Source organism: Pseudodesulfovibrio karagichevae (assembly GCF_041414475.1).
Lineage (GTDB): Bacteria > Desulfobacterota > Desulfovibrionia > Desulfovibrionales > Desulfovibrionaceae > Pseudodesulfovibrio > Pseudodesulfovibrio karagichevae.
In genome coordinates, this window is the sequence record NZ_JBGLYH010000033.1 from 19,088 (window position 1) to 44,429 (window position 25,342).

The 25,342-nt window shown below is 64.6% G+C and carries 27 protein-coding genes; 18 read left to right on the forward strand and 9 right to left on the reverse strand.

What is annotated here, in order from left to right:
- Positions 1 to 4 precede the first annotated feature (4 nt).
- Positions 5 to 283, reverse strand: coding sequence for a hypothetical protein (locus AB6M95_RS11970; protein WP_371386988.1), 279 nt, complete (start codon positions 281 to 283; stop codon positions 5 to 7).
- A 13-nt stretch (positions 284 to 296) separates the two neighbouring features.
- A complete protein-coding gene (locus AB6M95_RS11975) occupies positions 297 to 1,289 on the reverse strand; it encodes an NAD(P)H-dependent glycerol-3-phosphate dehydrogenase (RefSeq protein WP_371386989.1) in 993 nt (330 codons plus the stop codon).
- Between the two features lie 265 nt (positions 1,290 to 1,554).
- Between AB6M95_RS11975 and AB6M95_RS11980 the strand changes: the two genes are divergently transcribed.
- The 8 genes from AB6M95_RS11980 (at position 1,555) to AB6M95_RS12015 (ending at position 10,104) form a co-directional block, all read left to right on the forward strand.
- Positions 1,555 to 3,498, forward strand: coding sequence for a methyl-accepting chemotaxis protein (locus AB6M95_RS11980; protein WP_371386990.1), 1,944 nt, complete (start codon positions 1,555 to 1,557; stop codon positions 3,496 to 3,498).
- A gap of 102 nt (positions 3,499 to 3,600) precedes the next feature.
- Complete coding sequence (ahbB, locus tag AB6M95_RS11985) at positions 3,601 to 4,077, forward strand: siroheme decarboxylase subunit beta (protein ID WP_371386991.1); 477 nt, start codon at positions 3,601 to 3,603, stop codon at positions 4,075 to 4,077.
- A gap of 10 nt (positions 4,078 to 4,087) precedes the next feature.
- Positions 4,088 to 5,347: a glutamate-1-semialdehyde 2,1-aminomutase gene (hemL, locus tag AB6M95_RS11990; protein ID WP_371386992.1), complete on the forward strand. Its 1,260-nt coding sequence runs from the start codon at positions 4,088 to 4,090 to the stop codon at positions 5,345 to 5,347.
- 149 nt (positions 5,348 to 5,496) lie between these two features.
- Positions 5,497 to 6,525 (forward strand): cobalt-precorrin 5A hydrolase, encoded by a 1,029-nt coding sequence (locus AB6M95_RS11995; RefSeq protein WP_371386993.1) that lies wholly within the window; start codon positions 5,497 to 5,499, stop codon positions 6,523 to 6,525.
- Entirely contained in the window at positions 6,518 to 7,264 is a 747-nt protein-coding gene (cobJ, locus tag AB6M95_RS12000) for a precorrin-3B C(17)-methyltransferase (RefSeq protein ID WP_371386994.1), read from the forward strand. Before AB6M95_RS11995 ends, cobJ begins: the two co-directional genes overlap by 8 nt.
- A 167-nt stretch (positions 7,265 to 7,431) precedes the next feature.
- On the forward strand, positions 7,432 to 7,836 hold the full coding sequence (locus AB6M95_RS12005) for a cytochrome c3 family protein (protein WP_371386995.1): 405 nt from the start codon (positions 7,432 to 7,434) through the stop codon (positions 7,834 to 7,836).
- 69 nt (positions 7,837 to 7,905) lie between these two features.
- Positions 7,906 to 9,276 (forward strand): hypothetical protein, encoded by a 1,371-nt coding sequence (locus tag AB6M95_RS12010; RefSeq protein ID WP_371386996.1) that lies wholly within the window; start codon positions 7,906 to 7,908, stop codon positions 9,274 to 9,276.
- A gap of 372 nt (positions 9,277 to 9,648) precedes the next feature.
- Positions 9,649 to 10,104 carry an iron-sulfur cluster assembly scaffold protein gene (locus AB6M95_RS12015; RefSeq protein ID WP_371386997.1) on the forward strand — a complete coding sequence of 152 codons (456 nt, stop codon included), beginning with the start codon at positions 9,649 to 9,651 and terminating at the stop codon, positions 10,102 to 10,104.
- A 56-nt stretch (positions 10,105 to 10,160) separates the two neighbouring features.
- Here AB6M95_RS12015 and AB6M95_RS12020 read toward each other — a convergent pair whose 3' ends face one another.
- The 4 genes from AB6M95_RS12020 to AB6M95_RS12035 form a co-directional block, all read right to left on the reverse strand.
- Positions 10,161 to 11,606, reverse strand: coding sequence for a protein adenylyltransferase SelO (locus tag AB6M95_RS12020; protein WP_371386998.1), 1,446 nt, complete (start codon positions 11,604 to 11,606; stop codon positions 10,161 to 10,163).
- Positions 11,606 to 12,547: a phosphotransferase enzyme family protein gene (locus tag AB6M95_RS12025; RefSeq protein WP_371386999.1), complete on the reverse strand. Its 942-nt coding sequence runs from the start codon at positions 12,545 to 12,547 to the stop codon at positions 11,606 to 11,608. The genes AB6M95_RS12020 and AB6M95_RS12025 overlap by 1 nt, the downstream gene beginning before the upstream one ends.
- 7 nt (positions 12,548 to 12,554) lie before the next feature.
- Entirely contained in the window at positions 12,555 to 13,100 is a 546-nt protein-coding gene (locus tag AB6M95_RS12030; RefSeq protein WP_371387000.1) for a hypothetical protein, read from the reverse strand.
- A gap of 71 nt (positions 13,101 to 13,171) precedes the next feature.
- Complete coding sequence (locus AB6M95_RS12035) at positions 13,172 to 13,921, reverse strand: SDR family NAD(P)-dependent oxidoreductase (protein ID WP_371387001.1); 750 nt, start codon at positions 13,919 to 13,921, stop codon at positions 13,172 to 13,174.
- 53 nt (positions 13,922 to 13,974) lie between these two features.
- Between AB6M95_RS12035 and AB6M95_RS12040 the strand changes: the two genes are divergently transcribed.
- Positions 13,975 to 15,132 (forward strand): pyridoxal phosphate-dependent aminotransferase, encoded by a 1,158-nt coding sequence (locus AB6M95_RS12040; RefSeq protein WP_371387002.1) that lies wholly within the window; start codon positions 13,975 to 13,977, stop codon positions 15,130 to 15,132.
- Complete coding sequence (locus tag AB6M95_RS12045) at positions 15,129 to 15,464, forward strand: TraR/DksA family transcriptional regulator (protein ID WP_371387003.1); 336 nt, start codon at positions 15,129 to 15,131, stop codon at positions 15,462 to 15,464. Before AB6M95_RS12040 ends, AB6M95_RS12045 begins: the two co-directional genes overlap by 4 nt.
- A 3-nt stretch (positions 15,465 to 15,467) precedes the next feature.
- Here AB6M95_RS12045 and AB6M95_RS12050 read toward each other — a convergent pair whose 3' ends face one another.
- A complete protein-coding gene (locus AB6M95_RS12050; RefSeq protein ID WP_371387004.1) occupies positions 15,468 to 16,442 on the reverse strand; it encodes a 4Fe-4S binding protein in 975 nt (324 codons plus the stop codon).
- Positions 16,443 to 16,523: 81 nt separating this feature from the next.
- Complete coding sequence (locus AB6M95_RS12055; RefSeq protein WP_371387005.1) at positions 16,524 to 17,279, reverse strand: potassium channel family protein; 756 nt, start codon at positions 17,277 to 17,279, stop codon at positions 16,524 to 16,526.
- 285 nt (positions 17,280 to 17,564) lie between these two features.
- Between AB6M95_RS12055 and ffh the strand changes: the two genes are divergently transcribed.
- The 6 genes from ffh to rplS all read left to right on the forward strand — a co-directional run bounded on the left by ffh (position 17,565) and on the right by rplS (position 22,188).
- A complete protein-coding gene (gene ffh / locus AB6M95_RS12060) occupies positions 17,565 to 19,082 on the forward strand; it encodes a signal recognition particle protein (protein WP_371387006.1) in 1,518 nt (505 codons plus the stop codon).
- Between the two features lie 88 nt (positions 19,083 to 19,170).
- The gene (gene rpsP, locus AB6M95_RS12065) at positions 19,171 to 19,410 is read left to right on the forward strand and encodes a 30S ribosomal protein S16 (protein ID WP_371387007.1); all 240 of its coding nucleotides are present in this window, start codon (positions 19,171 to 19,173) and stop codon (positions 19,408 to 19,410) included.
- A gap of 110 nt (positions 19,411 to 19,520) precedes the next feature.
- Positions 19,521 to 19,754, forward strand: a complete 234-nt coding sequence (locus AB6M95_RS12070) for a KH domain-containing protein (RefSeq protein ID WP_015414977.1) — start codon at positions 19,521 to 19,523, stop codon at positions 19,752 to 19,754.
- 145 nt (positions 19,755 to 19,899) lie between these two features.
- A complete protein-coding gene (rimM, locus tag AB6M95_RS12075) occupies positions 19,900 to 20,487 on the forward strand; it encodes a ribosome maturation factor RimM (protein ID WP_371387008.1) in 588 nt (195 codons plus the stop codon).
- A complete protein-coding gene (trmD, locus tag AB6M95_RS12080; protein ID WP_371387009.1) occupies positions 20,484 to 21,779 on the forward strand; it encodes a tRNA (guanosine(37)-N1)-methyltransferase TrmD in 1,296 nt (431 codons plus the stop codon). The genes rimM and trmD overlap by 4 nt, the downstream gene beginning before the upstream one ends.
- A 58-nt stretch (positions 21,780 to 21,837) precedes the next feature.
- Positions 21,838 to 22,188, forward strand: coding sequence for a 50S ribosomal protein L19 (gene rplS, locus AB6M95_RS12085; RefSeq protein WP_371387010.1), 351 nt, complete (start codon positions 21,838 to 21,840; stop codon positions 22,186 to 22,188).
- Between the two features lie 196 nt (positions 22,189 to 22,384).
- Here the strand turns inward: rplS and AB6M95_RS12090 are convergent, their stop codons facing one another.
- The gene (locus AB6M95_RS12090; RefSeq protein ID WP_371387011.1) at positions 22,385 to 23,569 is read right to left on the reverse strand and encodes a hypothetical protein; all 1,185 of its coding nucleotides are present in this window, start codon (positions 23,567 to 23,569) and stop codon (positions 22,385 to 22,387) included.
- 115 nt (positions 23,570 to 23,684) lie between these two features.
- Here AB6M95_RS12090 and rnhB point away from each other — a divergent pair, with 115 nt between their 5' ends.
- Positions 23,685 to 24,326, forward strand: coding sequence for a ribonuclease HII (rnhB, locus tag AB6M95_RS12095; RefSeq protein ID WP_371387012.1), 642 nt, complete (start codon positions 23,685 to 23,687; stop codon positions 24,324 to 24,326).
- Between the two features lie 108 nt (positions 24,327 to 24,434).
- Complete coding sequence (locus tag AB6M95_RS12100; protein ID WP_371387013.1) at positions 24,435 to 25,052, forward strand: hypothetical protein; 618 nt, start codon at positions 24,435 to 24,437, stop codon at positions 25,050 to 25,052.
- The last annotated feature ends 290 nt before the right edge of the window (positions 25,053 to 25,342 follow it).

A 25,342-nucleotide genomic window follows, 5' to 3' on the forward strand; every position in this document is an offset into this window, starting at 1 on the left:
CCGCCTAGCGCGGCTTGGTCTGGAAGGTGATGCCCTCGCCGTCCGGGTGGTAGTTCCAGCCCTTGTCGGCCATGCACAGAAGGAATTCCCTGTTCTGCCCGTGCTTGTCCAGCGGGTACTTCTCGCCCGCCACGACCTGGCACCGGACCGAGTCCTCCTTGAACATGCGGTCCAGGGTCGCGCCCGAATAGTCGGGGTGGGTCCAGGGCTTGGAGCAGCCGCCGAGAAGCAGGGCGGCCGCGAACAACGTGGCGAAAATGGTGGCGGTGACAATGTTCCGCATGGCGGCTCCCCGGTTATTCATCCTTCAAATCCCGGCTCATCAGGTCCGTGGTGGCCTCGGCCGGGTCCTTGCCTTCATAGAGTATCTTATAGACCTGTTCGGTAATGGGCAACTCCACTTCGAGCTTGGCGGCCAGGTCGTGCAGGGACTGGGTGGTCTTGACGCCCTCGGCCACGGCCTTCATCTCGCCGATGATCTCGTCCAGGCTCTTGCCCTGGCCGAGCTTCAGGCCCACCTGGCGGTTGCGCGACAGGTCGCCGGTGCAGGTCAGGACCAGGTCGCCCATGCCGGACAGACCCATGAAGGTCCGCTCCTGGCCGCCCATGGCCTCGCCCAGACGGCTCAGCTCGGCCAGGCCGCGCGTGATCAGGGCCGCCCTGGCGTCGTGGCCGAAGCCCAGCCCGTCGGCGATGCCCGCCGCGATGGCGATGACGTTCTTGACCGCGCCGCCCAGCTCCACGCCCCGGAAGTCCGGGGTGTAGTAGACGCGGAAATACGGGGTGGAGAAGGCCTCCTGGAGCTCGCGGCCCAGGTCGTGGTCCTCGCAACCCAGCGAGACCGAGGTGGGCATGTCCCTGGACACCTCGGCGGCGAAGGACGGGCCGGACAGGGCCGCGTAGCGCGGGGCCTTGCCCTGGAGCGCCTCGGCGACCACGCGGGACACCGGGGCCAGCGAGGACAGCTCGATGCCCTTGGAGGCGTTGACGATCACCGGCCGCTCCGGGAGCAGGTCGCGGAACCCGGCCAGGGCCGGGCGGATGAACTGGCTGGGGATGACCACCAGGAAGTAGTCCGCCCCGTCAAAGGCGGTCTGCGGGTCGGACTCGACCGCAAGGTGTTCGGACAGGGTCACGCCGGGCAGGAAGACCCGGTTCTCCCGATGTTTTCGGATGTCTGCTGCCACCTCGGGCTCGCGCGCCCACAGGGTGGTGTCCCGTCCGTTTTTGGCGAGCATGTCGGCCAGCGTGGTGCCCCATGCGCCCGCGCCCAGTACGGCTATCTTCATCAAGTGGTCTCCTTGGGTGATTTGTCGAATGGAAGAGCATACGTGTACCGTTCGGCGGAGGCAAGGGCGGGGAGGCGGCAGGGAGAATCCGTTTACGTGGATTGCGTGAACATAATATTAAATAGTTGAAATAAATGTGACGATTAGGATAAAGATATGACACGTTTGAATTAAACCTTGTGAGGGAAACATGTCTTTGAAATGGAAAATGGCTTTCCTTGGGTCGGGAGTGACCCTGGCGCTGCTTTTGTTGGGAGCGGTTATTATGTGGAGTAACGGCGTCGTTTCCGGCGGGGCCGACCTCCTGATCGAACGCCAGGGGCAATTGAGCACGGTGGAGGCGATGCGCCTGGCCCATTCCAAATTGCTCCTGGCCGCCATGGACTCCATTGTCGACAAGGACTCGGGGACCATCGAGCCGGAGCGTATGAAGGAGATCGATGAAACGAGCGATTTTTTGCTGAACAATGGGCAGACGCTGAAGCGGATGATGGATTCGCCCGAGGAGCAGGCGGCGCTCGGCAGGGTTGAAGCTTCGCTGCAGCATTTTACCGACGCGGTCCGGGTGCGGCTCAGGAATTTGATTGAGACCTCGGGCAGGCGCCAGGAGGAGATGGACGCCGAGTTCGCCGAGATGGACGATGTCCTGGACCAGGCCGGGGAACTGATGGAAAAGAATCTCGTTGAACTCGAACGGAGCTTTTCCGGCCGGGGCGAGATGGAGGCTACGGGGCAGGCCCTGAAGGCGGAGCTGTCGCTGACCAGGCTCACCCTGGCGGCCATGGACGCCATCATCGACCGGGCTGACGGGCATATCTCCGACGAGCGGCTCAAGATCATCGCGGACCAGTCCTCGGCGATGCGGCGGTATCTGTCCGGGCTTGAAGCCTCGGCGTCCACTGCGGCGGAACGGAACGCGGTGGCCGCAATCGCCGAGGCGTTGCCCCGTTTCGAACAAAAGGTGAGCGTGGATCTCAAGGATCTGATCGAAAGAGGAGAAAAGGCCGAGAAGGAGACGGTAGAGGCTTTCACCGCGATCGACGATTCCCTGGACGCCGAAGGGGAGGTGATCACCGCTGAGCTGGACACCATCGCCAACTCCATCCGGCAGGAGTCGGCCGAGGCCACCTCCGGGATGCGGACCGCGCTGCACAGCTCCCTGTGGGTCTCCATAGGGGTATTCCTGGCCGCCCTGGTTCTGCTGCTCCCCGCCTTCGTGCTTCTCTCCCGGGCCATTGTCCGGGCCCTGCTCAAGGGGGTGGCCTTTGCTGACCGGATCGCCTCCGGCGACCTGGATGCCGAGATGACCGTGGATTCCCGGGACGAGATCGGAAGGCTGACCGAACGGCTGCTGTTCATGCGGGACAAGTTGCGCGAGGTGGCTGCGTCCATCAAGGAAGGGGCTGCGGCCGTGTCCAGCGGCAGCGAGGAGCTTTCCGGCACTTCGGAAGCCGTGTCCCAGGGGGCCACGGAGCAGGCGGCGTCCGTGGAGGAGATATCCTCGTCCATGGAAACCATGGCCGAGGCGCTCAAGATCAACGCGAAGAGCGCCCGGGAGACCGACGAGATCGCCGGCCGGACGGCGCAGCGGGCCGAGAAGGGCGGAGCCGCGGTGAAGCAGACCGTCACGGCCATGCGGGACATCGCCGAAAAGATATTGATCATCGAGGAAATCGCGCGGCAGACCAACCTGCTGGCCCTGAACGCCGCGATCGAGGCCGCCAGGGCCGGGGAGCACGGCAAGGGATTCGCCGTGGTCGCCGCCGAGGTGCGCAAGCTGGCCGAACGCAGCGGCGCAGCGGCCCAGGAGATATCCGTCCTTTCCCAGAACAGCGTGGACGTGGCGGAAAACGCGGGCAACCTTCTCGGCGAGATGGTCCCGGACATCAGGCATACATCCGAAATGATCCGCGAGATCGCGGCGGCCAACGACGAACTCTCCTCGAATGCGGACCAGATCTCGATGGCCGTCAACCAGCTCGACCAGGTGGTCCAGGCCAATGCCGCGTCCGCCGAGGAAATGTCCTCCACCTCGGAGGAGTTCTCCGGCCAGGCCGAGCAATTGATCGAGATCGTGGGGTACTTCCGCTACAGCGACAACGGCGGCGGGTACGGAACCTCATTCCGCGCGCAGCCGCTGCCGGGCCTGGCGCCGGGCAAGGGAGAAGGGCGTTCGTCGGAACTCTCCGGAGAATTCGAGCGCTTCTAGCTTCGCGGCCCAGTGTGTTGCGCCCCGTCCCGGACCATCCGGGACGGGGCTTTCCCGTCCGGGCCGGTTGCATCCGGGGGCGGCGGAAGGTATAGACCCCCCATGGCAATACAATTCAGCGAAACCGAGGAGAGGATACTCGCCCTGGCGGGCGGGGACCTGCCGGATACCGAGCAGCCGTTCAAAACCATAGCCGACGCCGTGGGCGTGGACGAGGACACGGTCATCGGCCTCATCCGCGACCTCAAGGAGCGCAGGATCATCCGCCGCTTCGGGGCCACCCTGCGCCACCAGAAGGCGGGCTACAGCCACAACGCCATGGTCGCCTGGCGGGTGCCCGTGGAGCGCAGCGAGGAAGTCGGGGCCATCTTTTCGGCCCGGCCCGAGATATCCCACTGCTATATCCGGCGCACCTACCCGGAGTGGACCTACAATTTCTACACCATGATCCACGGCGAGCGCCCCGGCCAGACCGACGAGGTGGTGGCCGAGCTGGAAGAGGCCGTGGGCATCACTGACCACTGCACCCTCAAGTCCCTCAAGGAACTCAAGAAGACCTCCATGGTCTATTTCAAATAGGAAGCACGACATGGATTCGAAATCCCTTTTCGCCAAGGCCCAGACCCTCATGCCCGGCGGCGTCAACTCGCCCCTGCGCGCCTGCAAGTACGTCAACTCCGAGCCGGTCTTCATCCGGAACGCCAAGGGGGCGCACCTCTTCGACGTGGAGGGCCGGGAATACGTGGACTACGTCTTCTCCTGGGGACCCATGCTCCTGGGGCACCAGGACCCGGTCGTGAACGCGGCCGCCCACGACGCCGTGGACCACGGCTCCAGCTACGGCGCGCCCTGCCTGGGCGAGGTCCTGCTGGCCGAGGAGATCCAGAAGATCATCCCGTCCATGGAGATGATGCGCATGGTTTCGTCCGGCACCGAGGCGACCATGTCCGCCCTGCGTCTGGCGCGTGGCTACACCGGCCGCAACAAGTTCGTGAAGTTCATCGGCAACTACCACGGCCACGCCGACGCCTTCCTGGCCGCGGCCGGTTCGGCGGCGGGCACCGTGCCCGGCACCCCCGGCGTGCCCGAGGAGGTCATCAGCCACACCCTGCTGGCCCAGTACAACGACCTCGACGCCGTGAAGAAGCATTTCGAGGAGTCCGGCGACCAGATCGCCTGCGTCATCGTCGAGCCCTGCGCGGGCAACATGGGCCTGGTCCTGCCCAAGGAGGGGTTCCTCCAGGGGCTGCGCGACCTGTGCACGGAATACGGCGCGGTGCTCATCTTCGACGAGGTCATCACCGGCTTCCGGCTGGCCCCCGGCGGCGCACAGGAGCGCTACGGCATCACCCCGGACCTGACCACGCTCGGCAAGATCATCGGCGGCGGGTTCCCGGTGGGCTGCTACGGCGGCAAACGCGAGATCATGGAGCACATGGCCCCGGTGGGCGGCGTGTTCCAGGCGGGCACCCTGTCCGGCAACCCCGTGGCCATGGCCGCCGGGCTGGCCACCCTCAAGCGCCTCCAGGAGTGCGACTACCCGGCCCTGGAGGCCCGGACCAAGGCGCTCACCGGCGAACTGGCCGCGATCCTGGAGGGCAAGGGCAAGCCGGTCTACGTGGCCCAGGCGGGCTCGGCCTTCACCCTGTATTTTTCGGACCGGCCCGTGACCAACATGATCGAGTCCGGCCAATGCGACCAGGCGACCTTCGCGGTCTACTGGAAGCAGATGATGGCCCAGGGAATCTACCTGGCCCCGGCGGGCTTCGAGTGCGCCTTCACCTCCTTCGCCCACTCGGACGAGGACTTCGAAAAGACGCTGGACGCGGCCCGTTCCGTGAAGTTCTAGTCCCGCGTCGAACCTGCGTATGCACCGGGTCGGGATTCCTTCGGGGGCCCGGCCCGTTTTTCTTGAAGCGTGCGGCGGACCGGGAAAAAACACCCCGCATCGTGCGGTTTTTTCTTTCCCCAAGGGTCGGTTGCTGCTAAATAATAGCAATGCCAGCCAAGAAAATCGCCATCTATACACTGACCTCGCAGGGGCTGACCGTGGGCAAGCGGTTGGCCGCCAGGCTGCCGGGGACGCTGTACGCCTCCAAGAACCTGGAGGCGGAGGACGCCATCTCGTTCGAGTCCCTCAAGCACCTCGTCTCGGCCACTTTCAACGCCTTTGACGGGCACGTCTTCGTGGCCGCCGCGGGCATCGTGGTGCGCTGCATCGCGCCCCACCTGCAATCCAAGGAGACCGACCCGGCCGTGGTCTGCATGGACCAGACCGGGCTGTTCGCCATCAGCCTGCTCTCCGGGCACCTGGGCGGGGCCAACGAACTCGCCGACCGCTGCGCGCGCATCATGGGCGGGCAGTCGGTCATCACCACGGCCACGGACACGGCCGGGGTCCTGTCCATCGACAGCCTGGCCATGGCCAAGGGGTTGGCCATCGGGACCATCGGCAAGGTCAAGGACGTGAACATGGCCCTGCTCGAGGACCGCGTGGTCCAGCTCTACGACCCCGAGGACTGGCTCGGCCTGGCCTGGAACTCCAGCTTCGAGGGCAAGGTCGGGTACGGGGACTGGAACGACTCCAAGCCCGGCATCTGGGTCTCCTGGCACAACGACGCCCCGGAAGGGAGCCTGGCCCTGCACCCCAGGGTGCTGCACCTGGGCATCGGCTGCCGCCGGGACATCACCACCTATGAGATTCTCGACCACGTCTACATGGTCTTCAAGAAATACGGTTTTTCCATGGAATCCATCGCCTCGGTGGGCTCGGTGGAGGCCAAGCGCAACGAGGCCGGGCTGCTGGAAGCGGCCGAGGAGTTCGGCGTGGATCCGGTCTTCTACTCCACGACCCAGCTCGCGGCCGTGGACGCGCCCACGCCGTCCGACCGGGTTCAGGCGCACATGGGCGTGCCCAGCGTGGCCGAGGCCTCGGCCATGCTCGCCTCCCACGGCGGAGAACTGATCGTGACCAAGGAAAAGACCCCCACCGTGACCCTGGCCGTGGCCCGGAGCAACCGTGCTTAAGGCGGTCAGTCTCGGACCGGGCGACCTGTCCCTGCTCACCCCGGCGGCCCGCTGGGCCATCGAGGAGGCCGAGGTCGTGGCCGGGTACAAGGCGTATATCGAGCTGGTCCCGGAGGAGATGCTCGAAGGCAAGATCGTGGTCTCCACGGGCATGATGGGCGAGCTGGACCGCGCCCGGCAGGCCGTGGAGCACGCCCGGGCCGGGCGCAGGACCGTCATGGTCTGCTCGGGCGACGCGGGCATCTACGCCATGGCCGGGCTGCTCATGGAGGTGCTGGAAAGCGAGGGGTTGCTGCAGACCGTGCCCTTCGAGGTCATCCCCGGCGTGGCCGCCTTCAACGCGGCGGCGGCCCTGCTCGGCGCGCCGCTCATGCACGACTTCGCGTCCATCTCCCTGAGCGACCTGCTGACCCCCTGGGAGCGCATCGAACAACGGCTCCAGGCCGCGGCCAGCGCGGATTTCGTCATCGCCCTCTACAACCCCCGCTCCCGGAAGCGCTCGGACCACCTGCGCGAGGCCCTGGACATCGTCGGCCGGTTCCGCAGGCCGGGCACGCCCGTGGGCATCGTGCGCAAGGCCTACCGCGTGGGCCAGTTCGTCGAGGCCGTTCCGCTGAGCAGGGTGGATGTGGAGAAGGTGGACATGCAGACCGTGCTCCTCATCGGCAACTCGGCCACCCGCCTGGTGGACGGCCGCATGCTCACTCCGCGCGGCTATCACCACAAATACGCCCTGTAAACCGCTGGATCAAAGTGCAAATCCCCCCTTGCGCTCAAGGGGCTTTATCGGGTAAAAGCAAGGGTCTACGATGGCAGCCCCCGCTTGACAGGGGGTGGATACTTATTTATCCCGCATAGTAGAGAGTGTGACTGTTTATCTTTTATGCAACAGGAGGAACTAGGTAAATGAAGAAATCTCTCATCATCAGCCTGATGGTGGCCGCCCTGGTGTGCGTGTTCTGCCTGCCCGTGGTCATTGCGGCCAACGCGCCTGCGGACAGCATCACCATGGAGGTCCCCGCCGGCGCCAAAGCGACCAAGTCGGCCGTGGTTTTCCCGCACAAGAAACACGTGGACAGCGGCCTGGATTGCCTGGTCTGTCACCACAAGGCCAAGTCCCCGGCCGAAGCCAAGAGCTGTGCCGCCGAAGGCTGTCACGCCGACGCCAGCAAGGCCGCCAAGAAGGAGCCCACCGGCTTCTACTCCGCCTTCCATAGCAAGAAGTCCCAGGCTTCCTGCCTCGGCTGCCACAAGGTGCAGAAGAAGGCCGGCAAGGCCGTTCCGGTCAGCTGCAAGGAATGCCACAAATAAGCCTTTAGGGTGAATTCAAGGGGGGCTGTGCAGAACGGCCCCCCTTTTTAAACTTCTCCGGAGGTACCCATGACCCCGGCTCCACCGCCTCCTCCCAAAGATGACGACGCCGACGTGCGCGATGTGCTGAACGAACCCGTTGCGGACAGCGAGGGCTTCGACCCCGACACCGTGGACGCGGATTTCGAGCAGGAGCTCGAGGATTTGTTCGCCGACGATCTCGAGGACGCTCCCGTCGTGGACGAGAGCGGCGGCCCCATCGTGCTCGACGATCAGATCGAGCCCGCCGGAGACGACGCCGAGGACGAGGTGGCCGAAGAGGAACTCCTGCTCCTGGACGATGTGGTGGAGGAGCCCGCCGAGGATGACTTCGCGGACGAATCCGACGACGAGGACCTTCTCATTCTGGACGACCTGGCCGAAGAGCCCGCCGGGGAGGAACTGATCGTGCTCGACGAGGTGGTCGATCTGGTCGAGGAGGCCGATGGCGGAGCCGCCGCCCCGAAAGCCGGGGCAAGAAGCGCCGCCGAGGCCGAGGCCCTGGTGGACGACATCGCCGAGGAGAACCTTGCCGACTCGCTGGACGAGGACGAGGAGATCATCGATCTCGACGACCTCGTGGAGGAGGAACCGGCCGAGGCCGAAGCCCTCGACGACGAGGACGAGATGCTCCTCGACCTCGACGATCTGATCGAGGAGGAGGCCGGCCCCGAACCCGAAGAAGAAATTTCCCTCGAACTCGAGGAACCGGCCGAAGAACCGGAGGACGAGCTGTCGGTCGACGTGACCGACGACCTGCTGGCCGCCGCCATGGCCGAGGAGCCCGCGCCCGAGGTGCCGGTGGACGAAGCCGTCGCCCCCGAGGACATCGAGGCCATCATGGACGAGCCCGAAGCTGAGCCCGAGATCGAGCTTGAAGCCGAGCTCGAAATCGAGGCCGAAGAGCCCGATGCCGTCGAGCTCAATGAGGCCGCGATCGTCGAGGGCAACCTGTTCACCGACGCGGTCGAGGCCCCGGTGGACGCCGAACTGACCGGGCTGGAACAGCTCGAGGACGACGACATCGAGGACGTGGACAGCCTGCTGGACAACGTCGAGGTGGACGTGTCCGGGGTGATGGACGCCGAGGAATCGGATGCGGACCTCGGGGACGACATGGTCATGGACCTGGACGAAGGGTCCTTGGACGATGTCCTGGCCGCCGAAGCCATGCCGCCCGACGCGGGCATGGACGTGGACGCCGACGTGGACCTGCTCCTGGCCGAGACCCGCGAGGAGCCCTCCCTGGAAGCGCTCCAGGCCACGGTCCGCCAGCTCGAAGGCCGCGTCGAGGAGCTGGAGCGCCGTCTGCGCGAAGAGATCGCCCAGCTCGTCCCGGCCGAAGCGGCCAAGATTATCCGCGAGGAGATCGCCGCCTTGGCGGCTGAGCTGGACGACTAGCGGGGGGCGGCTTGCGATAGCGGGCCATCTGCACATTTTTCGAGGGGCCGTTTCCTCCTCACGTAGGTTTACTACGTTGCGGTGAAACGGCCCCTCGAAAAATGCACAGCTGACCCACTCTCACAAGCCTATTCCTGGGGCGGGGGGAGAACCGCTGTCGGGTGCCCTTGGCACCCGAGTCGCTCCAGAGAGTGAAGAAATTTGTGGAGACCTCACCGGGTTGGTGGGGTCTTTTTTTATGGCGTTTTGCGCGGGGGGTCGAGGGGGTGGGTTGGGCTTATCGGTTGTCGAATGGCAATCGGGCTGTTAACAGTTTCCGTGAGGGATTGGGATAGGACCGGCGGGCCAACCATTCAGCATATGGACGGGATGATGCCCAGCTTTGACGACATCGTGAGTGAACTGCAGGACAAGATCAACGAAGAGGCCGTCGAGGCCTACGGCCAGGCGGGATTCGAACGCTGGCGGGACCAGCCGTATCGGGGGGAGCCCGCAGGGGCCGACTACGAGGGCTCTTCCACCGGCGGGTGCGGCGATACCATCTGGATTTACCTGCAGATAGAGGGAGACACGGTGGTGGACGCGGGGTTCGCCACCGACGGTTGCGGCTCCAGCGCCATCAGCGGCTCCATGGCCGCCGAGCTGGCCGTGGGCAAGCGCTGCGAGGACCTGGCCGCCATCACCGGGGAGGCCGTGCTCGAAGGGCTGGGCGGGCCGGACCGCATGCCCGAGGACGACCGGCACTGCGCCTGGCTGGCCGCCAACGCCCTGCTCGAGGCCGTGGGCAGCTACTACAGGCAGATGGCGGCGCAGTCCAAAGCGGACTGACGGCACCGTGAGCCCCTCTTGCGCAATTTCACGGATATATACCAACCCCGCACGGGCTAGGTGCCGCAGAAGGTCCGGGTGACCCGCTCCTCCGGGCGCGGCGGCTCGGCCAGTTCGGCGTGTTCGGGCTGGTCATCGAAGGGGCGTGCGAGAACCTCGATCAGCCGGTCGGCCGGAGCGAAGTCCCCGGCCATGGCCGCCTGGATGGCCGCCTCGATGCGGTGGTTGCGCGGGATAAAGGCCGGGTTGGCCGCGCGCATGGTCTCGCGGGCCGTGGCGGCCGAGCCGGTCCGGTCCAGGAGCGCGAGCCAGTCGTTGAGCCAGGTGGCGATCTTCTCGGCCGTGGCGAACTGGATGGTGAACGGGGCCGGGGCCGCCTGGGCGTCGCACAGGGCGCGGAAGGCGTTGGTGAAGTCGGCCCGGCTGCGGCGCATGAGGTCCAGCAGTCGCCGGGCCAGGGAAAAGGATTCATCGTCTCCGGGCAGGCCGATCTTGCGGCACAGCCCTTCGCGGTACCGCTCGGTGAAGTCCGGGATGAACCGCTCCAGGACCGCCTCGCCCGCTGCGCGGGCCGTGGTCTCGTCCGGGTCGAGCAGGGGCAGGAGGCAGCCGCCCAGGCAGGCCAGGTTCCAGGCCATGATGGTCGGCTGCTGGTTGAAGGCGTAGCGCCCCATGGGGTCGATGGAGCTGAAGACCATGGCCGGGTCGTAGTGGTCCAGGAAGGCGCACGGGCCGTAGTCGATGGTCTCGCCGCTCACGCTCGTGTTGTCCGTGTTCATGACCCCGTGGACGAACCCCAGGCAGAGCCAGCGGGCCATCAGCCCGGCCTGGGCCGCGCACACGGATTCGAACAGGGCCCGATACGGGTTGTCGGCCTCGCGCGCAGCGGGGTGGTTGCGCTCGATGACATGGTCGGCCAGGGTGCGCAGCTCGTCTTCCATGCGCCGGGCCGCGAAATACTCGAAGGTGCCCACGCGCACGAAGCCCGAGGCCACCCGGGTGATCACCGCGCCGGGCAACTCGTCCTCGCGGAACACGGGCTGACCCGTGGCGGCCATGGCCAGGGCGCGGGTGGTCGGCACGCCCAGCGCGTGCATGGCCTCGCTGACCACGTACTCGCGGATGACCGGCCCGAGCGGGGCGCGGCCGTCCCCGCCGCGCGAGAACCGGGTCCGTCCCGAGCCCTTGAGCTGGATGTCGAAGCGCTCGCCCGCCGCGTTTTCCACCTCGCCGAGCAGGTGGGCTCGGCCGTCGCCGAGCTGGGGCACGAACTGGCCGAACTGGTGGCCCGCGTAGGCCTGGGCGATGGGCTCGGAGCCGGGCAGAAGCCGGTTGCCGGTGAAGATACCGGCCAACGCCGCATCGTCGTCCGGCGGGTCGAGCTCCAGGCGCGCGGCCAAGGGGCGGTTCAGGCGGATCAGGGCCGGGGCGGCCACGGGTTCCGGGGCGATCCGCTCGAAGAAGGTCTCGGGCAACCGGGCGTAGGAATTGATGAAGCGCATCACTCTCCGAGAAGTTTTTCCCAGGCCGGGAGCAGGGTGTCCAGGGAGTTGGCCAGCAGGCGCATGTAGCTGACCTCGATCCCGGCCATCTCCTCGTCCTTGCGGCGGAGCCACTCGGACATCCAGGCGAAGCGCAGGCCGAGGATCAGTTCGGGCAGCAGCTCTAGGGAGGTCCTGTCCAGGCACATGCCCCGGCGCAGGGCCAGCAGCAGGGCCGGGGCCAGGCCGCGCACCAGGGCGGGCGGGTCCTCGATGCCCACACAGCCCAGGCAGTTGGCCGCGTCGAACAGGCGGGGCCGGACGCCCGCGAACTCCCAGTCGATGACGGCCACGGCGGACCGGCCGTGCCAGATGACGTTCAGGGGGTGGAAGTCGCCGTGGCAGAAGGCGGACGGCAGGCTCCCCCAGGCCTCGAAGAGCGGCGCCAGGGCGGGCAGGACCGGGACCAGGGCCCGGTACAGGTCCGGACGGCGCTCGGCCATGGCGGTCATGAGCTCGTTGACGTAGCCCTCCAGCAGGAAGGGCGGCTCGTCGTCGAACTCGTGGACCGTGCCCGCGACCTCGCGCAACCGGCAGAGGAATCTGCCCAGGCTTTCGCCGCGCGCCCCGTCCTCGATGAACTCGGGCTGGGGCAGGGGGTCGCCGGGAATGTACGGGGAGAGCTGGAGATACCGCCCCTCGGATTCGACCACATAGCGGCCGTCCGGCCCGGCCAGATAGGCGGGCACGGGCAGCCCGGCCCGGGACAGCCGGTCCAGGGCGCGGCCGATGCGCTCGCGCCGTCCAAACTGGCCCGGCCGCAGGGTTTCGAGCATCCAGACGCGTCCCTGCCCGTCCTCCTCGGCGCGGCGCGACAGGCAACGTTCCGGGCTGCCGGGCAGGACGATATCCGTGCGCCGACGGCCCGTGGTCAGTCCCCAGAGCGAGAGCAGATCGGTCATGACCGGCCTACCGCATGCCCAAGGTCTTCATGAGCTCGTCCATGTGGTCGCGGACGATGGCCTGTTCCGAGGCCGGAATCTGCTTGTCCACATCGGCGCGCACGGCGCTCATCTGGCCGCCGAGCTGTTGGGACAGCATCTGCTCCATGGCCTTGCGCTGGTCGTCGGGCATGTCCTTGAACTGGTCGCGCATCTGGTCGGTCATGCGCTGCATCTGGTCCAGGTTCGCCATGGTCATGGCGTGGCTGTAGATGTACAGGAAACGATCCTCGTCCCAGCCGAGGGACTTGATCGCGCTCTTGACCTCGGCCCTCCCTGCCGCGCCCGGCGCGTCGCTCGCGTCCTGCGCGGTCTTCGCGGTCAGGCCGGGAATCTTCGGCAGGTCGGCGAGAAATTTCCTGAACTCGTCGGCGGTAAAGGGACCGCCCAAGGCCTTGACCACCTCCTTGCCCTGGTCGGACAGCTTGGGATCGTCGGCCACGTCGTCGCCGGAGCAGGCGGCGAGCATGGCCAGGGCCAGCAGGGACAGCAGAGCGGAAGCGAAGACCTTCATGGGATTCTCCTTGAAAAGGGGTTGCCGTATTTCAGGCTATAGGAGGATGCGCGCCCATCGTCAACCTGTGCTCAAATCTTCCGGATGTCCGCGACCTTGCCGTGGTAGGCGCGCGGGTCGCACTGGAGGAAGTCCACCAGGCCGCGCGCGGACTGCTTCGGGGTCAGGAGCAGGCCGTCGCGGCACCAGGAGGCGAACAGCTCCCGCAGGGGCGCGGCGGCCGAGCCCACGGCCGTGCGGGCGTCGGCCTGCATGCGGGTCTCCACCACGCCGGGCCGCCAGACAACGGTGGTGATCGCCGGGGCCTCGTTGGCCAGTTGGCGGGCCAGGTGCTCCTCGCCCGCCTTGGCCGCGCAGTACGCCCCGATGCCGGTCTGGGTGCGTTCCGCCGCCCCGGAGCCGAAGAACACGATCAGCCCCTCGCCGCGTTCGAGCAGCAGGGGCACGGCGTGGCGCATGAGCTGGTGGGCCGCGATCAGGGAGCCGTCCACCACCTCGCGGAAGCGCTCGGCGGAGAGCTCCCACACGGCCGGTCCGGGCGCGAGCACCCCGGCGACGTGGATGAAGCCGTGGAATTCGCCCAACCCTCTGGCCGTGTCCACCAGCTGGGCCGCCACAGCGTCGTCGGCCGCGTCGCCGGCCACGCATTCCGCGCGCACGCCCAGGGCGCGGCAGCGGTCGCGCACCGCCAGCAGTTTGTCTCTGGTGCGCGCTCCCAGAACGAGGTTCACGCCCTCCCCGGCCAGCTCCTCGGTCAGGGCCGCGCCGATGCCCATGGACGCTCCGGTCAGGACCAGGGTTTTATTCCTCAGTAAAGTCATATATGGTCTGTCCTTATTGTCATGTTTCACCCTTTTCACCCCGAGAGTACCCCATGTCGCTGAAAGTGAGCAAGCGCAGACCGCTTGTGGCCCAGTCCGAAATCCGCAACATGACCCTGGAGTGCGCCCGCGTTTCCGGCGTGAACCTGGCCCAGGGCGTGTGCGACCTGCCCGTCCCCGGCCCGGTTATCGAGGGCGCGGAGCAAGCCATGCGCGCGGGCACCAACATCTACACCCGCTTCGACGGCCTGCCGAGGCTGCGCGGGGCCATCGCGGCCAAGCAGCGCAGGTATACCGGCATGGACCTGGACCCGGACAACCAGGTGGTCGTGTCCTGCGGGGCCACGGGCGCGTTCTACGCCGCCTGCCTGGCGCTGCTCGACGAGGGCGACGAGGTCCTGGTCTTCGAGCCGTACTACGGCTACCACATCGTGACCATGGTCTCGCTGGGCATCAAGCCGGTCTACGTCACCCTGGAGCCGCCCGAGTGGGGCTTCGCCGCCGAGGACCTGGAGCGGGCCGTGACCAAAAGGACCAGGGCCATCGTCCTGAACACCCCGTCCAACCCGGCGGGCAAGGTCTTCGACCGCCGGGAGCTGGAGCTCATCGCCGACTTCGCCCAGTCCCACGACCTGTTCGTCTTCACCGACGAGATCTACGAGCATTTCGTCTTCGACGGCCGGGAGCACATCGCCCCGGCCACCCTGCCGGGCATGGCCAGGCGGACCATCACCATCTCGGGGCTGTCCAAGGTCTTCGCCGTGACCGGCTGGCGGCTGGGCTACGCCCTGTGCGACCCGGAGTGGGCCCTGGCCATCGGCCACTTCAGCGACCTGGTCTACGTCTGCGCCCCCGCGCCGTTGCAGATCGGCGCGGCCAAGGGGCTGGAGGAACTCGGCCCGGACTACTACCAGGGCGTGTCCGACGACCACCAGATGAAGCGGGACCGCTTTTGCGGCGTCCTGCGCTCGGTGGGGCTGACCCCGCACGTCCCGGCCGGGGCGTACTACACCCTGGCGGACGTGACCCGGCTGCCCGGGGAAACGGCCAAGGAGCGGGCCCTGTTCCTGCTGGAAAAGACCGGCGTGGCCTGCGTGCCGGGCTCGGCCTTCTATTCCGGCCCGGTGGGCGAAACCCTGGCGCGGTTCTGCTTCGCCAAGGAGATGGACGTGCTCGAGGACGCCATGCAACGGCTGGGGAGGCTCGCGTGACCGAGGCGCAGAAAAAGGAATTCAAGCGGTTCGCCGAAGAGGAAATGCAAGCGCTCCGGGCCGAGATTCCCCGGCTGGCGGAGCAGGTCAGACCCGTGGCCCCGGACAACGCCATCGGGCGCATCTCGCGCATGGACACCATCGTCAACCAGTCCGTGGCCGAGGCCCAGCTGTCCAAGGCCCGGGTCCGGCTGGCCCGGCTGGAGGAGGCCCTGAAAAGGGTGGACCAGGACGAGGACTTCGGCCTGTGCCTGGACTGCGGCGAGCCCATTCCCATGGCCCGGCTCAAGGCCATGCCCGAGACCGCCTATTGCGTGGAGTGCGCCGAGTAGGCGCTACATCAGCCCCGCGCCCGCCTGGTAGACACGCTTGAGCATCTCCGGCGGCAGGGGGTTGTCCCAGACCCCGGCGTGTCCGGCCCAGACCCTGGCGATGAGCAGCACCAGCACGGCCCCCACGGCCACGGTCTGCCACGGGATGCGCCTGCCGAGCGCCTTGAAGCCGAGGCACCCCTTGACCGGGCAGGCCCCGACGCACTGGCCGCAGCCGATGCACTCCGGGGTGAGCACCGCGTCCTTCTTCTCCACCGCAATGCCCGAGGGGCAGCTGGCCGAGCATTTGCCGCAGTGGACGCAGGCGTCCGCGTCGCGCTTCACCCGGACCGGCCCGAACCAGGCGAACAGCCCGAGCAGCGCGCCGTAGGGGCAGAGGTACCGGCACCAGAAGTTGCGTACGATGACGCTAAGCAGGGCCAGGGCCGCGAGCACGGCCAGGGCCATGCCGGACGGATGCAGGAAGAAGTCGAGCATGTGCGCGTCCGAGGTCATGTTGAACGGGCTGCGCAGGAAGAACTCCAGCGAGCGCGGGCTCATGGCGAAGACCGCGAACACGAACCCGCCCATGCCCAGATATTTGAGGGCGTGCAGGGCGAGGTCGACCCGGCGGGGCGGAATTCGTGCCATGCCGAGCCTGCGCCCTACGCGCTCCAGCAGCCCGGACAGGAAGCCCACCGGACAGACGTAGCCGCAGAACCCCTTGCGGAACAGGAAGGCCATGACCAGGGCGGCCAGGAAGATGGTCAGCCCGGCCGGGTGGGCGCGGTCCCAGAAGCCGGACGAGAACAGCCGCCGGAAGCCGAGGAGCGCGCTGATGGGCAGGAACCCCTCCACCGCGCCGGGCTTGGGCGCGAACGTCTCCGAACGGCCCGAGGCCCAGTTCAGGAAAAGGATGAAGCGGTAGCCCGCGTACAGGGAAAAGAGGGTGAAGGCCGCCTGGACGGCCAGCCGGAAACGGTCGGGAGTGATTTTCATGGGAACCTTTCTTGTCTGGCGGGTCCCTATACCCATCGCGAGCGGCTGGCAACCGCTTGCACAGGGGATGCACAAGGCGGGCTATCCCCTGTCCCTGCTCCCGGCCCCGGTCACGCCCCGGGTGATGATGCCGATCATGAAGGCGAACATGAAATAGCTGGTCAGGCTCTGGATGATCAGCAGGACCTTGCCGTCCCAGGTGCGGGGCACGATGTCGCCAAAGCCGAGCGTGGTCATGGTCACCACCGTGTAGTACAGGGCGTTGAGAAAGGGCTCGCCGCCCCCGGACGTGAAGTTGAACGGCGGGGTGTTTCCGGCCAGGACGTGCAGCCCGTCCACGGCCGCGTTGACCAGGGTGAAGCCGATCAGGGTGGCCAGGTAGATGCGCAGCAGCTCGTTCACGTCTTCCCAGGAGATCTCGCTGCCGGGCCTGAGCAGGGCCACGCTGCGCCGGGTGAAGGCGCGCAGGTTCCAGAGGAGGACGAACAGGATCAGGAGCGCCAGGAAGAGGACGCCCCATTCGCTCAGGGTCAGGAGGATGTCGGCGGCCCCAGCCAGGAAGCCGACCAGGACGGCGCAGCGCAGCCGGGACCCGGCATAGGCGGCCGAGGCGTCCGGCCACAGGTGGCGCATGCGCCGGTCCCGCAGGCGATGGAAGAGCAGGACCGCAAGGCTCACGACGGCGCCGTTGAGCACGGCCTTGACCAGATCCCCGGCCCCGCCCGTCGGGATGAGCCGGGGCGCGGGCAGGTCCTTGAAGGCCAGCAGGAACACGGCCCCGACAAAGAAGGCGGGCACGAAATGGGTCAGCCAGACCCGGACGAAGAGCGAATCCATGAGTTTTCCCATCTGTCATGGATTGTTCGCACATTCCCGGTCGGCGTGCAACAATCGTCCGGCGATCCGGCCGGGGTGGCGTAAGGCGGCACAACAGGGTATGCTCGGCGCCCCGATGTGCGGCGAATCCGCCCCCGCGGGAGGGGGCTGCCGCCGTGAGCCGTCCCCCGCCGCCCTTGACTATCCGGGGAATCTGGCTTAACAAACGTCCTCTTTGCCCGCGATGGACGGTGGTTTTCGCGCAGGTAAAAAGAATAAATTTAGTAATTCCAGGGAGTTGATCAGTTGTTCGAGAGCCTGCAAGAAAGACTCGGCGCCACCTTCTCCAAGTTGGGCGGCAAAAAGACCCTTGATGAGAACAATATCAAGGAGGGTCTGAGAGAGGTGCGTCTCGCGCTTCTGGAGGCCGACGTCAACTTCAAGGTGGTCAAGCAGTTCGTCGACCAGGTCAAGGAGCGCGCTCTCGGCGACGAGGTCCTCAAGGGGCTCGAACCCGGCCAGCACTTCATCAAGATCGTCAACGAGGAGCTCATCGAGCTGCTCGGCGGCGAGCAGCAGGACCTGGACCTCAAGGCCAGGCCGCTGAAGCTGATGATGGTCGGCCTGCAGGGCTCGGGCAAGACGACCTCCTCGGGCAAGATCGCGCTGTTTCTGCGCAAGCAGCACGGCAAGAAGCCGTACCTGGTGCCCGCCGACGTCTACCGCCCGGCGGCCATCGACCAGTTGAACACCCTGGCCCGGCAGCTCGACGTGCCGGTCTATCCGTCCACCACGGACATGAACCCGGTGGACATCTGCAAGGACGCCCTGGTCAAGGCCGAGGAACTCGGCTGCGACCTGATCCTGTTCGACACTGCGGGCCGCCTGCACATCGACGAGACGTTGATGGACGAGCTTGAGAACATCAAGCGCGAGTGCGAGCCCCAGGAAATTTTGTTCGTGGCCGACGCCATGACCGGCCAGGACGCCGTGACCGTGGCCGAAAGCTTTAACGAGAAGCTCGGCATCACCGGCGTGGTCCTGACCAAGATGGACGGCGACGCCCGGGGCGGCGCGGCCCTGTCCATCAAGACCGTGACCGGCCGTTCGGTCAAGTTCGTGGGAGTGGGCGAGAAGCTGTCCGACCTGGAACTTTTCCACCCGGACCGCATCGCCTCGCGCATCCTCGGCATGGGCGACATGATGACCCTCATCGAGAAGGCCCAGAGCCAGATCGACGAGGAAGAGGCCAAGGCCATGGCCGAGAAGATGGCCAAGGCCGAGTTCGATTTCGAGGACTTCCTGGGCCACATGCGCAAGCTCAAGAAGCTCGGGTCCATGGAAGGGCTGCTCAAGATGATCCCCGGCATGGGCAACATCATGAAGCAGCTCGGCGACAACGCCCTGCCCGAGGACGAGATGAAGCGCACCGAGGCGATCATCTCCGCCATGACCCTGAAGGAGCGCCGCCAGCCCGACCTGCTCAAGAACGCGAGCCGCAAGGACCGCATCGCCCGGGGCTCGGGTGTGAAGGTCGCGGACGTCAACGTGCTCATCAAGAATTTCAAGCAGATGAGCAAGGTCATGCAGTCCATGATGGGCGGCGGCAAGAAGAAGGGCAAGTTCGGCCTGCCCAAGCTGCCCGGCCTGGGCGGGGGCGGCATGCCCGACATGAGCGCGCTGGGCGGCGGCATGCCGGGAATGCCCGGTATGCCCGGCATGGAGGAGGAAGGCCCGCAGCGGACCGTCTCCAAGAAGACGCTCAAAGAGCGCAAGAAGAAAAAGCTGAACAAAAAGAAGAATAAGAAGAGTCGGAAGAAGTAAGTGACCGGGACTTCATGTCCTGCAAGTGATAAAACTTGCCATAAAGTAGGCAAAAACGTATTAATCAACTATTGGGAGTATAAGAACCATGGCTATGAAAATCAGACTGACCCGGATGGGTTCCAAGAAGCGTCCCTTCTACCGCGTGGTGGCCCTCGACAGCGCCGTGCGCCGTGATGGACGCCCCGTCGAATACCTCGGGCACTACAACCCCATGGTCGAGCCGGCCGAAGTCGCGCTGGACATGGAGAAGATCGGGAAGTGGCTGGAAAAGGGCGCTGAGCCCAGCAATACGGTTCGTTCTCTGCTGAAGAAAGCCGGCAAGTAGCTTGCGCTTTTTCACAGGCGGGTCTCGTCGGCCCGGCCTGCAGGGTCCGGACCACGTTTGGCAGCTCATATTCATGGCGCGCGGCGACGCGCCTGCACCGGAGGTACGTCATGTTGAAAGAGATGATTGAGTACATTGCCAAGTCCCTGGTGGACAACCCGGACGAAGTGCACGTTTCTGAAGTCGAAGGCGAGCAGACCTCGGTTATCGAACTGAAGGTGGCCAAGGAAGACCTCGGCAAGGTGATCGGCAAGCAGGGCCGCACGGCGAGAGCCATGCGCACGCTGCTCGGCGCCGCCTCCACCAAGGCGCGGAAACGCTCCGTCCTGGAGATTCTCGAGTAGCCTTCTCCTTTGGCGAACGGCTGACATTTGCACGTCCGCGTAAGGGCCCAAGCGGCCCGCGGCGAGACGCGAACGATCCTGGACCGGCGTGCGGGCAAGCCCCGCGCGGCGGCCCCGGTCTTTTGCAGCAACTAAACGGTGGCCCATGAAAGAAGAGCCCGGTTTCATCCCCGTGGGCGGGGTGGTCAAGGCGCACGGAATTCGAGGGGAGTTCGGCATAAAGAGTTATGCGGACTCCCCGACCCTTTTCGACGACGCGCCGTTGTACCTGTCCGCTCCCAAGGGACGCCCCAAGCCCCTTGAAGTGACCTCCTGGCGCGAGCACAAGGACCTCATCCTGATGACCTCACCCCAGATCACCGACCGGGACCAGGCCGAGGCCCTGCGCGGCCGGGAGATTCTGGTCCGCGAGGCCGACCTGCCCGAACTCGACGGCGACGAGCACTACCTCTACCAGATGATCGGCTGCCGGGTGGTCCTGGCGGACGGCGCCGAGGTGGGCGAGCTCAAGGGGTTCTACGAGACCGGCGAGCAGGACACCTGGGTCATCGAGAACGGCGCGGGCGTCGAAATCCTGCTGCCCGCCGTGCCCGAGTTCGTCCTGGACGTGGACCTGGACACGGAGACCATCGTCGTCGAGCCGCCCGAGGGGCTGCTGGACCTCTACCTCAACCCCGAGCCGCCCAAAAAGAAGAAGCGCCGTCCCCCGCGCCCCGAGAAGCAGGCCTCATGAATTTCCACCTTGTCTCCATCTTCCCGCAATTCTTCGAGTCCCCGCTGAGCAGCGGGCTCATGTCCAAGGCCGTGGAGACCGGCCTGGTCGGCCTGGATTACGTCGACGTCCGGCAGTTCGCGGGCGGGGTGCACAAGTCCGTGGACGACCGCCCCTTCGGCGGCGGGCCCGGCATGCTCCTCAAGCTCGACCCCATGATCAAGGCGCTGGACTCCATCGAGTCCAGGGGGCGCATCCTCATGCTCTCCCCGCGCGGCAAGCCGCTCAACCAGGCCCTGTCCCGCGAGCTCTCCCTCGAAAGCGACGTGACCCTCATCTGCGGGCGCTACGAGGGCATTGACGAGCGGCTGCTCGACCTCTATCCCATCGAGCTGGTCTCGGTGGGCGACTTCGTGCTCAACGGCGGCGAGGCGGCGGCCGTCTGCCTGGTGGAGTCCGTGGCCCGGCTCCTGCCCGGCTTCATGGGCCACGAGGACTCCGGCGAGGAGGAATCCTTCACCGCCGGGCTGCTCGAATACCCGCACTACACCCGGCCCGAGGACTTCGACGGGCTCGTCGTGCCCGAGGTCCTGCGCTCCGGCGACCATGGCAAGATCGCGGCCTGGCGGCGGGAGCAGTCCCTGACCGCCACCCTGCGCGATAGGCCGGACGTCCTGCCCACGGCCGGACTGACCGTGGAGGACATCGACTTTCTGCGGACCCTTCCGCGCACGCGGCTGGGCCGCAACCTGTACATCGCCCTGTGCCACTACCCCGTGGTCAACAAGTTCGGGGAAAAGGTGGCCGTGTCCGTGACCAACCTGGACCTGCACGACATGGCCCGCGTGGCCCGCAGCTACGGGCTCGGCGGGTTCTACGCCACCACGCCCATCGAGGACCAGAAAGCCCTGGCCGAACGGCTGCTCGGACACTGGCGCGAGGGCGCGGGGGCCAAGGCCAACCCGGACCGGTCCGAGGCCTTTTCCAAGGTCAAGGTTTTTGACGATATCGAAGGGGCGGTCCTTGACATCAAGGCCCAAACAGGGCAATGTCCCCGCCTCGCGGCCACGTCAGCAAGACTGGATCGCCGCAAGCAAGCCCAGCCCGCCCTGACCTTCGGCGAAGTGCGAAGCTGGCTCGCCAACTCTCCGGTATTGTTGATATTTGGTACCGGACACGGTCTGGCGGAAGAAGTCCTCTCCAAAACGGACGGCATTGTACGGCCGCTCAGGTATTTGGATGACTACAACCATCTTTCGGTCAGAAGCGCGGTTGCCATCATCGTCGACCGGCTGATCGCGGATGAGTACTAGAGGCGGATGACGGCCGTGGGCCCATCGTCCAGCACTCTGCAATTTTAAGGAGAATACCATGGACATCATCAAGAAAATCGAAGCCGAACACATCCGCTTGGATATCCCCGAGTTCAAGGCCGGCGACACCGTCAAGGTGCACTACCGGATCATCGAGGGCGAGAAAGAGCGCATCCAGGTTTTCCAGGGCGCCGTCCTGCGTCGCCGCCGCGGCACCACCAACTCCACCTTCACCGTCCGCAAGATTTCCGACGGCATCGGCGTGGAGCGCGTGTTCCCCATGAACTCCCCCTTCATCGACCGCGTGGAAGTGGTCTCCGAGGGCAAGGTTCGCCGCTCGCGCATCTACTACCTGCGCAATCTGCGCGGTAAGGCCGCCCGCATCAAGTCCAAGCAGATCTGGGAATAATTTTTCGGAGAAGCGGGCGTCTGCACCGCCGCTCGGCAAATCCAACCCCTCGCGTATTGGGATACGCTTCGGGCCCGGATTCGCCTCCCGTCGGCACAGCCCCCCACTTCTCCAAAAAATTACCCGGTGTTACATGGATATATATGCCCGGAGTGTCTAGCGACACTCCGGCCTTTTGTGGGTTAGCATACCTACGCTATATTTTGAATATTCCGATTTGATTCATAAATCCGATAATCCCGCCATCTTCAGAAATTTTAACACCAAGCCCTAATGAGCTCAGGCTTCTAGCAGCGGCATATCTACCTCCTCCTCGACTCCCAGAGGCGATTTCGACAATGGCACCAATCGCTATAATTTGACCAGTGTGTTTCATTATCAAAGCTCCATCAAGGGAGAGTAGCTCTTGTCTGATACGTCTATCTAGATTTTGAAAATTACTACCGATAGCCCGAGCTAGTACTCGGGTTTTGTTGTTTTTAAGATTTGAAATAATATCATCTGTGCTGACGTGCTTCTGTAAATCGTCTGAGCGATCATGGCGCACAACAGCAATGCAACCACCAGATCTGGCGAAAGACACGTCTAAACAGGACTCATAGATGGCATTTCTTAGTCCTCTATGTTGAGGATATTTCATGCTTCTAATGACAGATTCATGAGAAAAGAAAACCCAATTCCCAGACCTCTTTGCAAATAATAACTTGCAGTTTTTGTAGATAATTATTTCACCATGTCGATTTAGCACAACAGCGATTTTGTTTTCCCTAGTCCAACCTGCAATTTTATTTAAACGGTATGGAGTAGAATGGCTTTCTAAAGGTTCATCTAGGCACTCAAATTTGTCTATTTTTCCATTGCTGTCGCATACTAAAATTGTGTCGTATCCGTTTGACAATACAGGGGAGAATTCTTCTTTAAAAAAATCATGGATAGCGGTTATAGAGCTTGGGTTTTCTCTATTAGTTATACCTACCGAAGCAGATATTCTACCTCCTTCGTATGTTCGAGCAGCCCACGCTTCAAAGGAGTCAATAATTGTTTCAAGGATGCCACGACTATCTAGATAGGATGCAATCACTCGTTTAGAAATGTTGGATTCGATTTCTATTCGGTATGAATTGTCGACTTGTTGTATTGAATGAAATTCATTAACCATTTTATCAACAAGTGTCTTTTCAAATGTATCAAAGTTCTGGCCTCTAGCAATCACGACCCTGTATTCATCATTTCGATCTGCTTTAATCGCAATTTTAGAAGGATCTAGAAATGAAACACACTTTTCGCGATTTGTTGATGGAATTGAATTTCCAATTATTGTAGCGCCTAACATGGGTAATAGGTGTTCTTCAATAAGTCGAATGAGTCGTGGCTGTTCCATCTAACGCTCCTTGTTCGAAAGGTTGTATATGTTGCTTGATGAAATGCCGAGTTGTTTTTGTGCTTTGTTTAAATGTGGCTTTGAGGCACAAACTGGGGCGGAGGAAACGAGACGCATGCGTAGAGTGGAGTTGTATAAGAAGGGAGTGTATTCCCCTGCCGAGATCGCGGGCGTGGACGAGGCCGGGCGGGGGTGCCTGGCCGGGCCGGTGGTGGCCGGGGCGTGCATTCTGCCGGCGGAGTATGACCTGCCTGGGCTGAACGACTCCAAGAAGCTGACGGCCGCGAAACGGGAGACGTTGTATCCGCTCATCCGCGAGCAGGCCGTGGCCTGGGGGCTGGGCGTGGCCTGGCCGTGGGAGATCGACGAGATCAATATTTTGCAGGCCACCTTCCGGGCCATGGGCCGGGCCGTGCGGGCCATGAAGGGCGAGCCGCGCTTCCTGCGCATCGACGGCGACAAGCTCATCCCGAACCACGCGCTTGGGCGCGACATCCCCCAGGAATACGTCATCCAGGGCGACGGCAAGGTCCCGGCCATCTCCGCCGCCTCCATCCTGGCCAAGACCTTCCGCGACCATCTCATGGTCCGTCTCGCCAAACGCTACCCCGGCTACGGGCTGTCCAAACACATGGGCTACGGCACCAAGTTCCACGTGGAGGCCATCCGGGCGCTCGGCCCCTGCCGCATGCACCGGCTGACCTTTAAGAAGGTCAGGCCCGAAGACAAGCCGCAACAGCAGGCCAGCCTGTTCTGATTCCCCTTGCCGCCCGATTCCGGCGGCCCGGTTGTTTCGATTCTCTCTTCGTGATAGCGGTGACGTATATCCGTGCGCCGTTTGGCCTTGCGCGGGTGAGGAGGAATCATGCATGAGCGTAGACAGGATATCATGCTCATCTCCCGGAAATTGCTGATCTATTCCGGGATAGCCCTGGGGGCGACCTCGCTGTTGTTCGCGGGAGGGATGTTGTTTGGCCGAAATGTGTTCATCACGGCCGTGGTCTTCGGCTGCGGGATCATGGGCGGCTTCGTGTCCATCCAGCAGCGGTTGGGGAGCATCGAGGACGACGAACTGGACGTCCTGTCCAAGTCCTGGGCCTCGGTGTTGATCATCCCCCTGTTCGGCGGCATCTTCGCCCTGGTGCTCTACGTCATCTTTCTGACCGGCATCCTCGACCTGCCGATCTTCCCCAAATTCTACATCCCGGCCTTCACCAACGACCGGGCCGTGGACCTGCCCGCCTTCCTGCAGCGCACCAGCCCGGTCAGCGGGCAGGACATGGCCAAGGTCATGTTCTGGAGCTTCGTGGCCGGGTTCTCGGAGCGGTTCGTGCCCCAGGTCATCCGGTCCGTGACCAGCCAAGCCGAGAGCGGGCGCGGCGACGCGCCCAGGACGCCCGCGCCAACGGTCCGCAAGCGCCCGGCCAGAAGGGCGGTCCGCCCCCGCCGCAGTGCGGCCACAGGCGGTCAGGCCGGACAATAGCGGCCGGACCCGGCACAAAAGCCCCTTTCCCGCCGCATTGCCGCCATCGACCCCGCTTGGGCGAAATCGCGCGCCCGCCCGCAACCCGCAATCACGCGGATGCGTATCCAAAAAGTTTCGGAAAGGATGGGGATGGGGGGGCCGGGGGGAAGGGGAAGGAAAAGGTACAGCCCGGGTACATAGGTAACACATTAGCCCGGGAACATGGGTAACACTTTGGGCATGAGAGCCTGGAGGTGCCCATGCCCTGGAATGAGGTCAAACCTATGGATCAGCGATGGTTGTTCGTG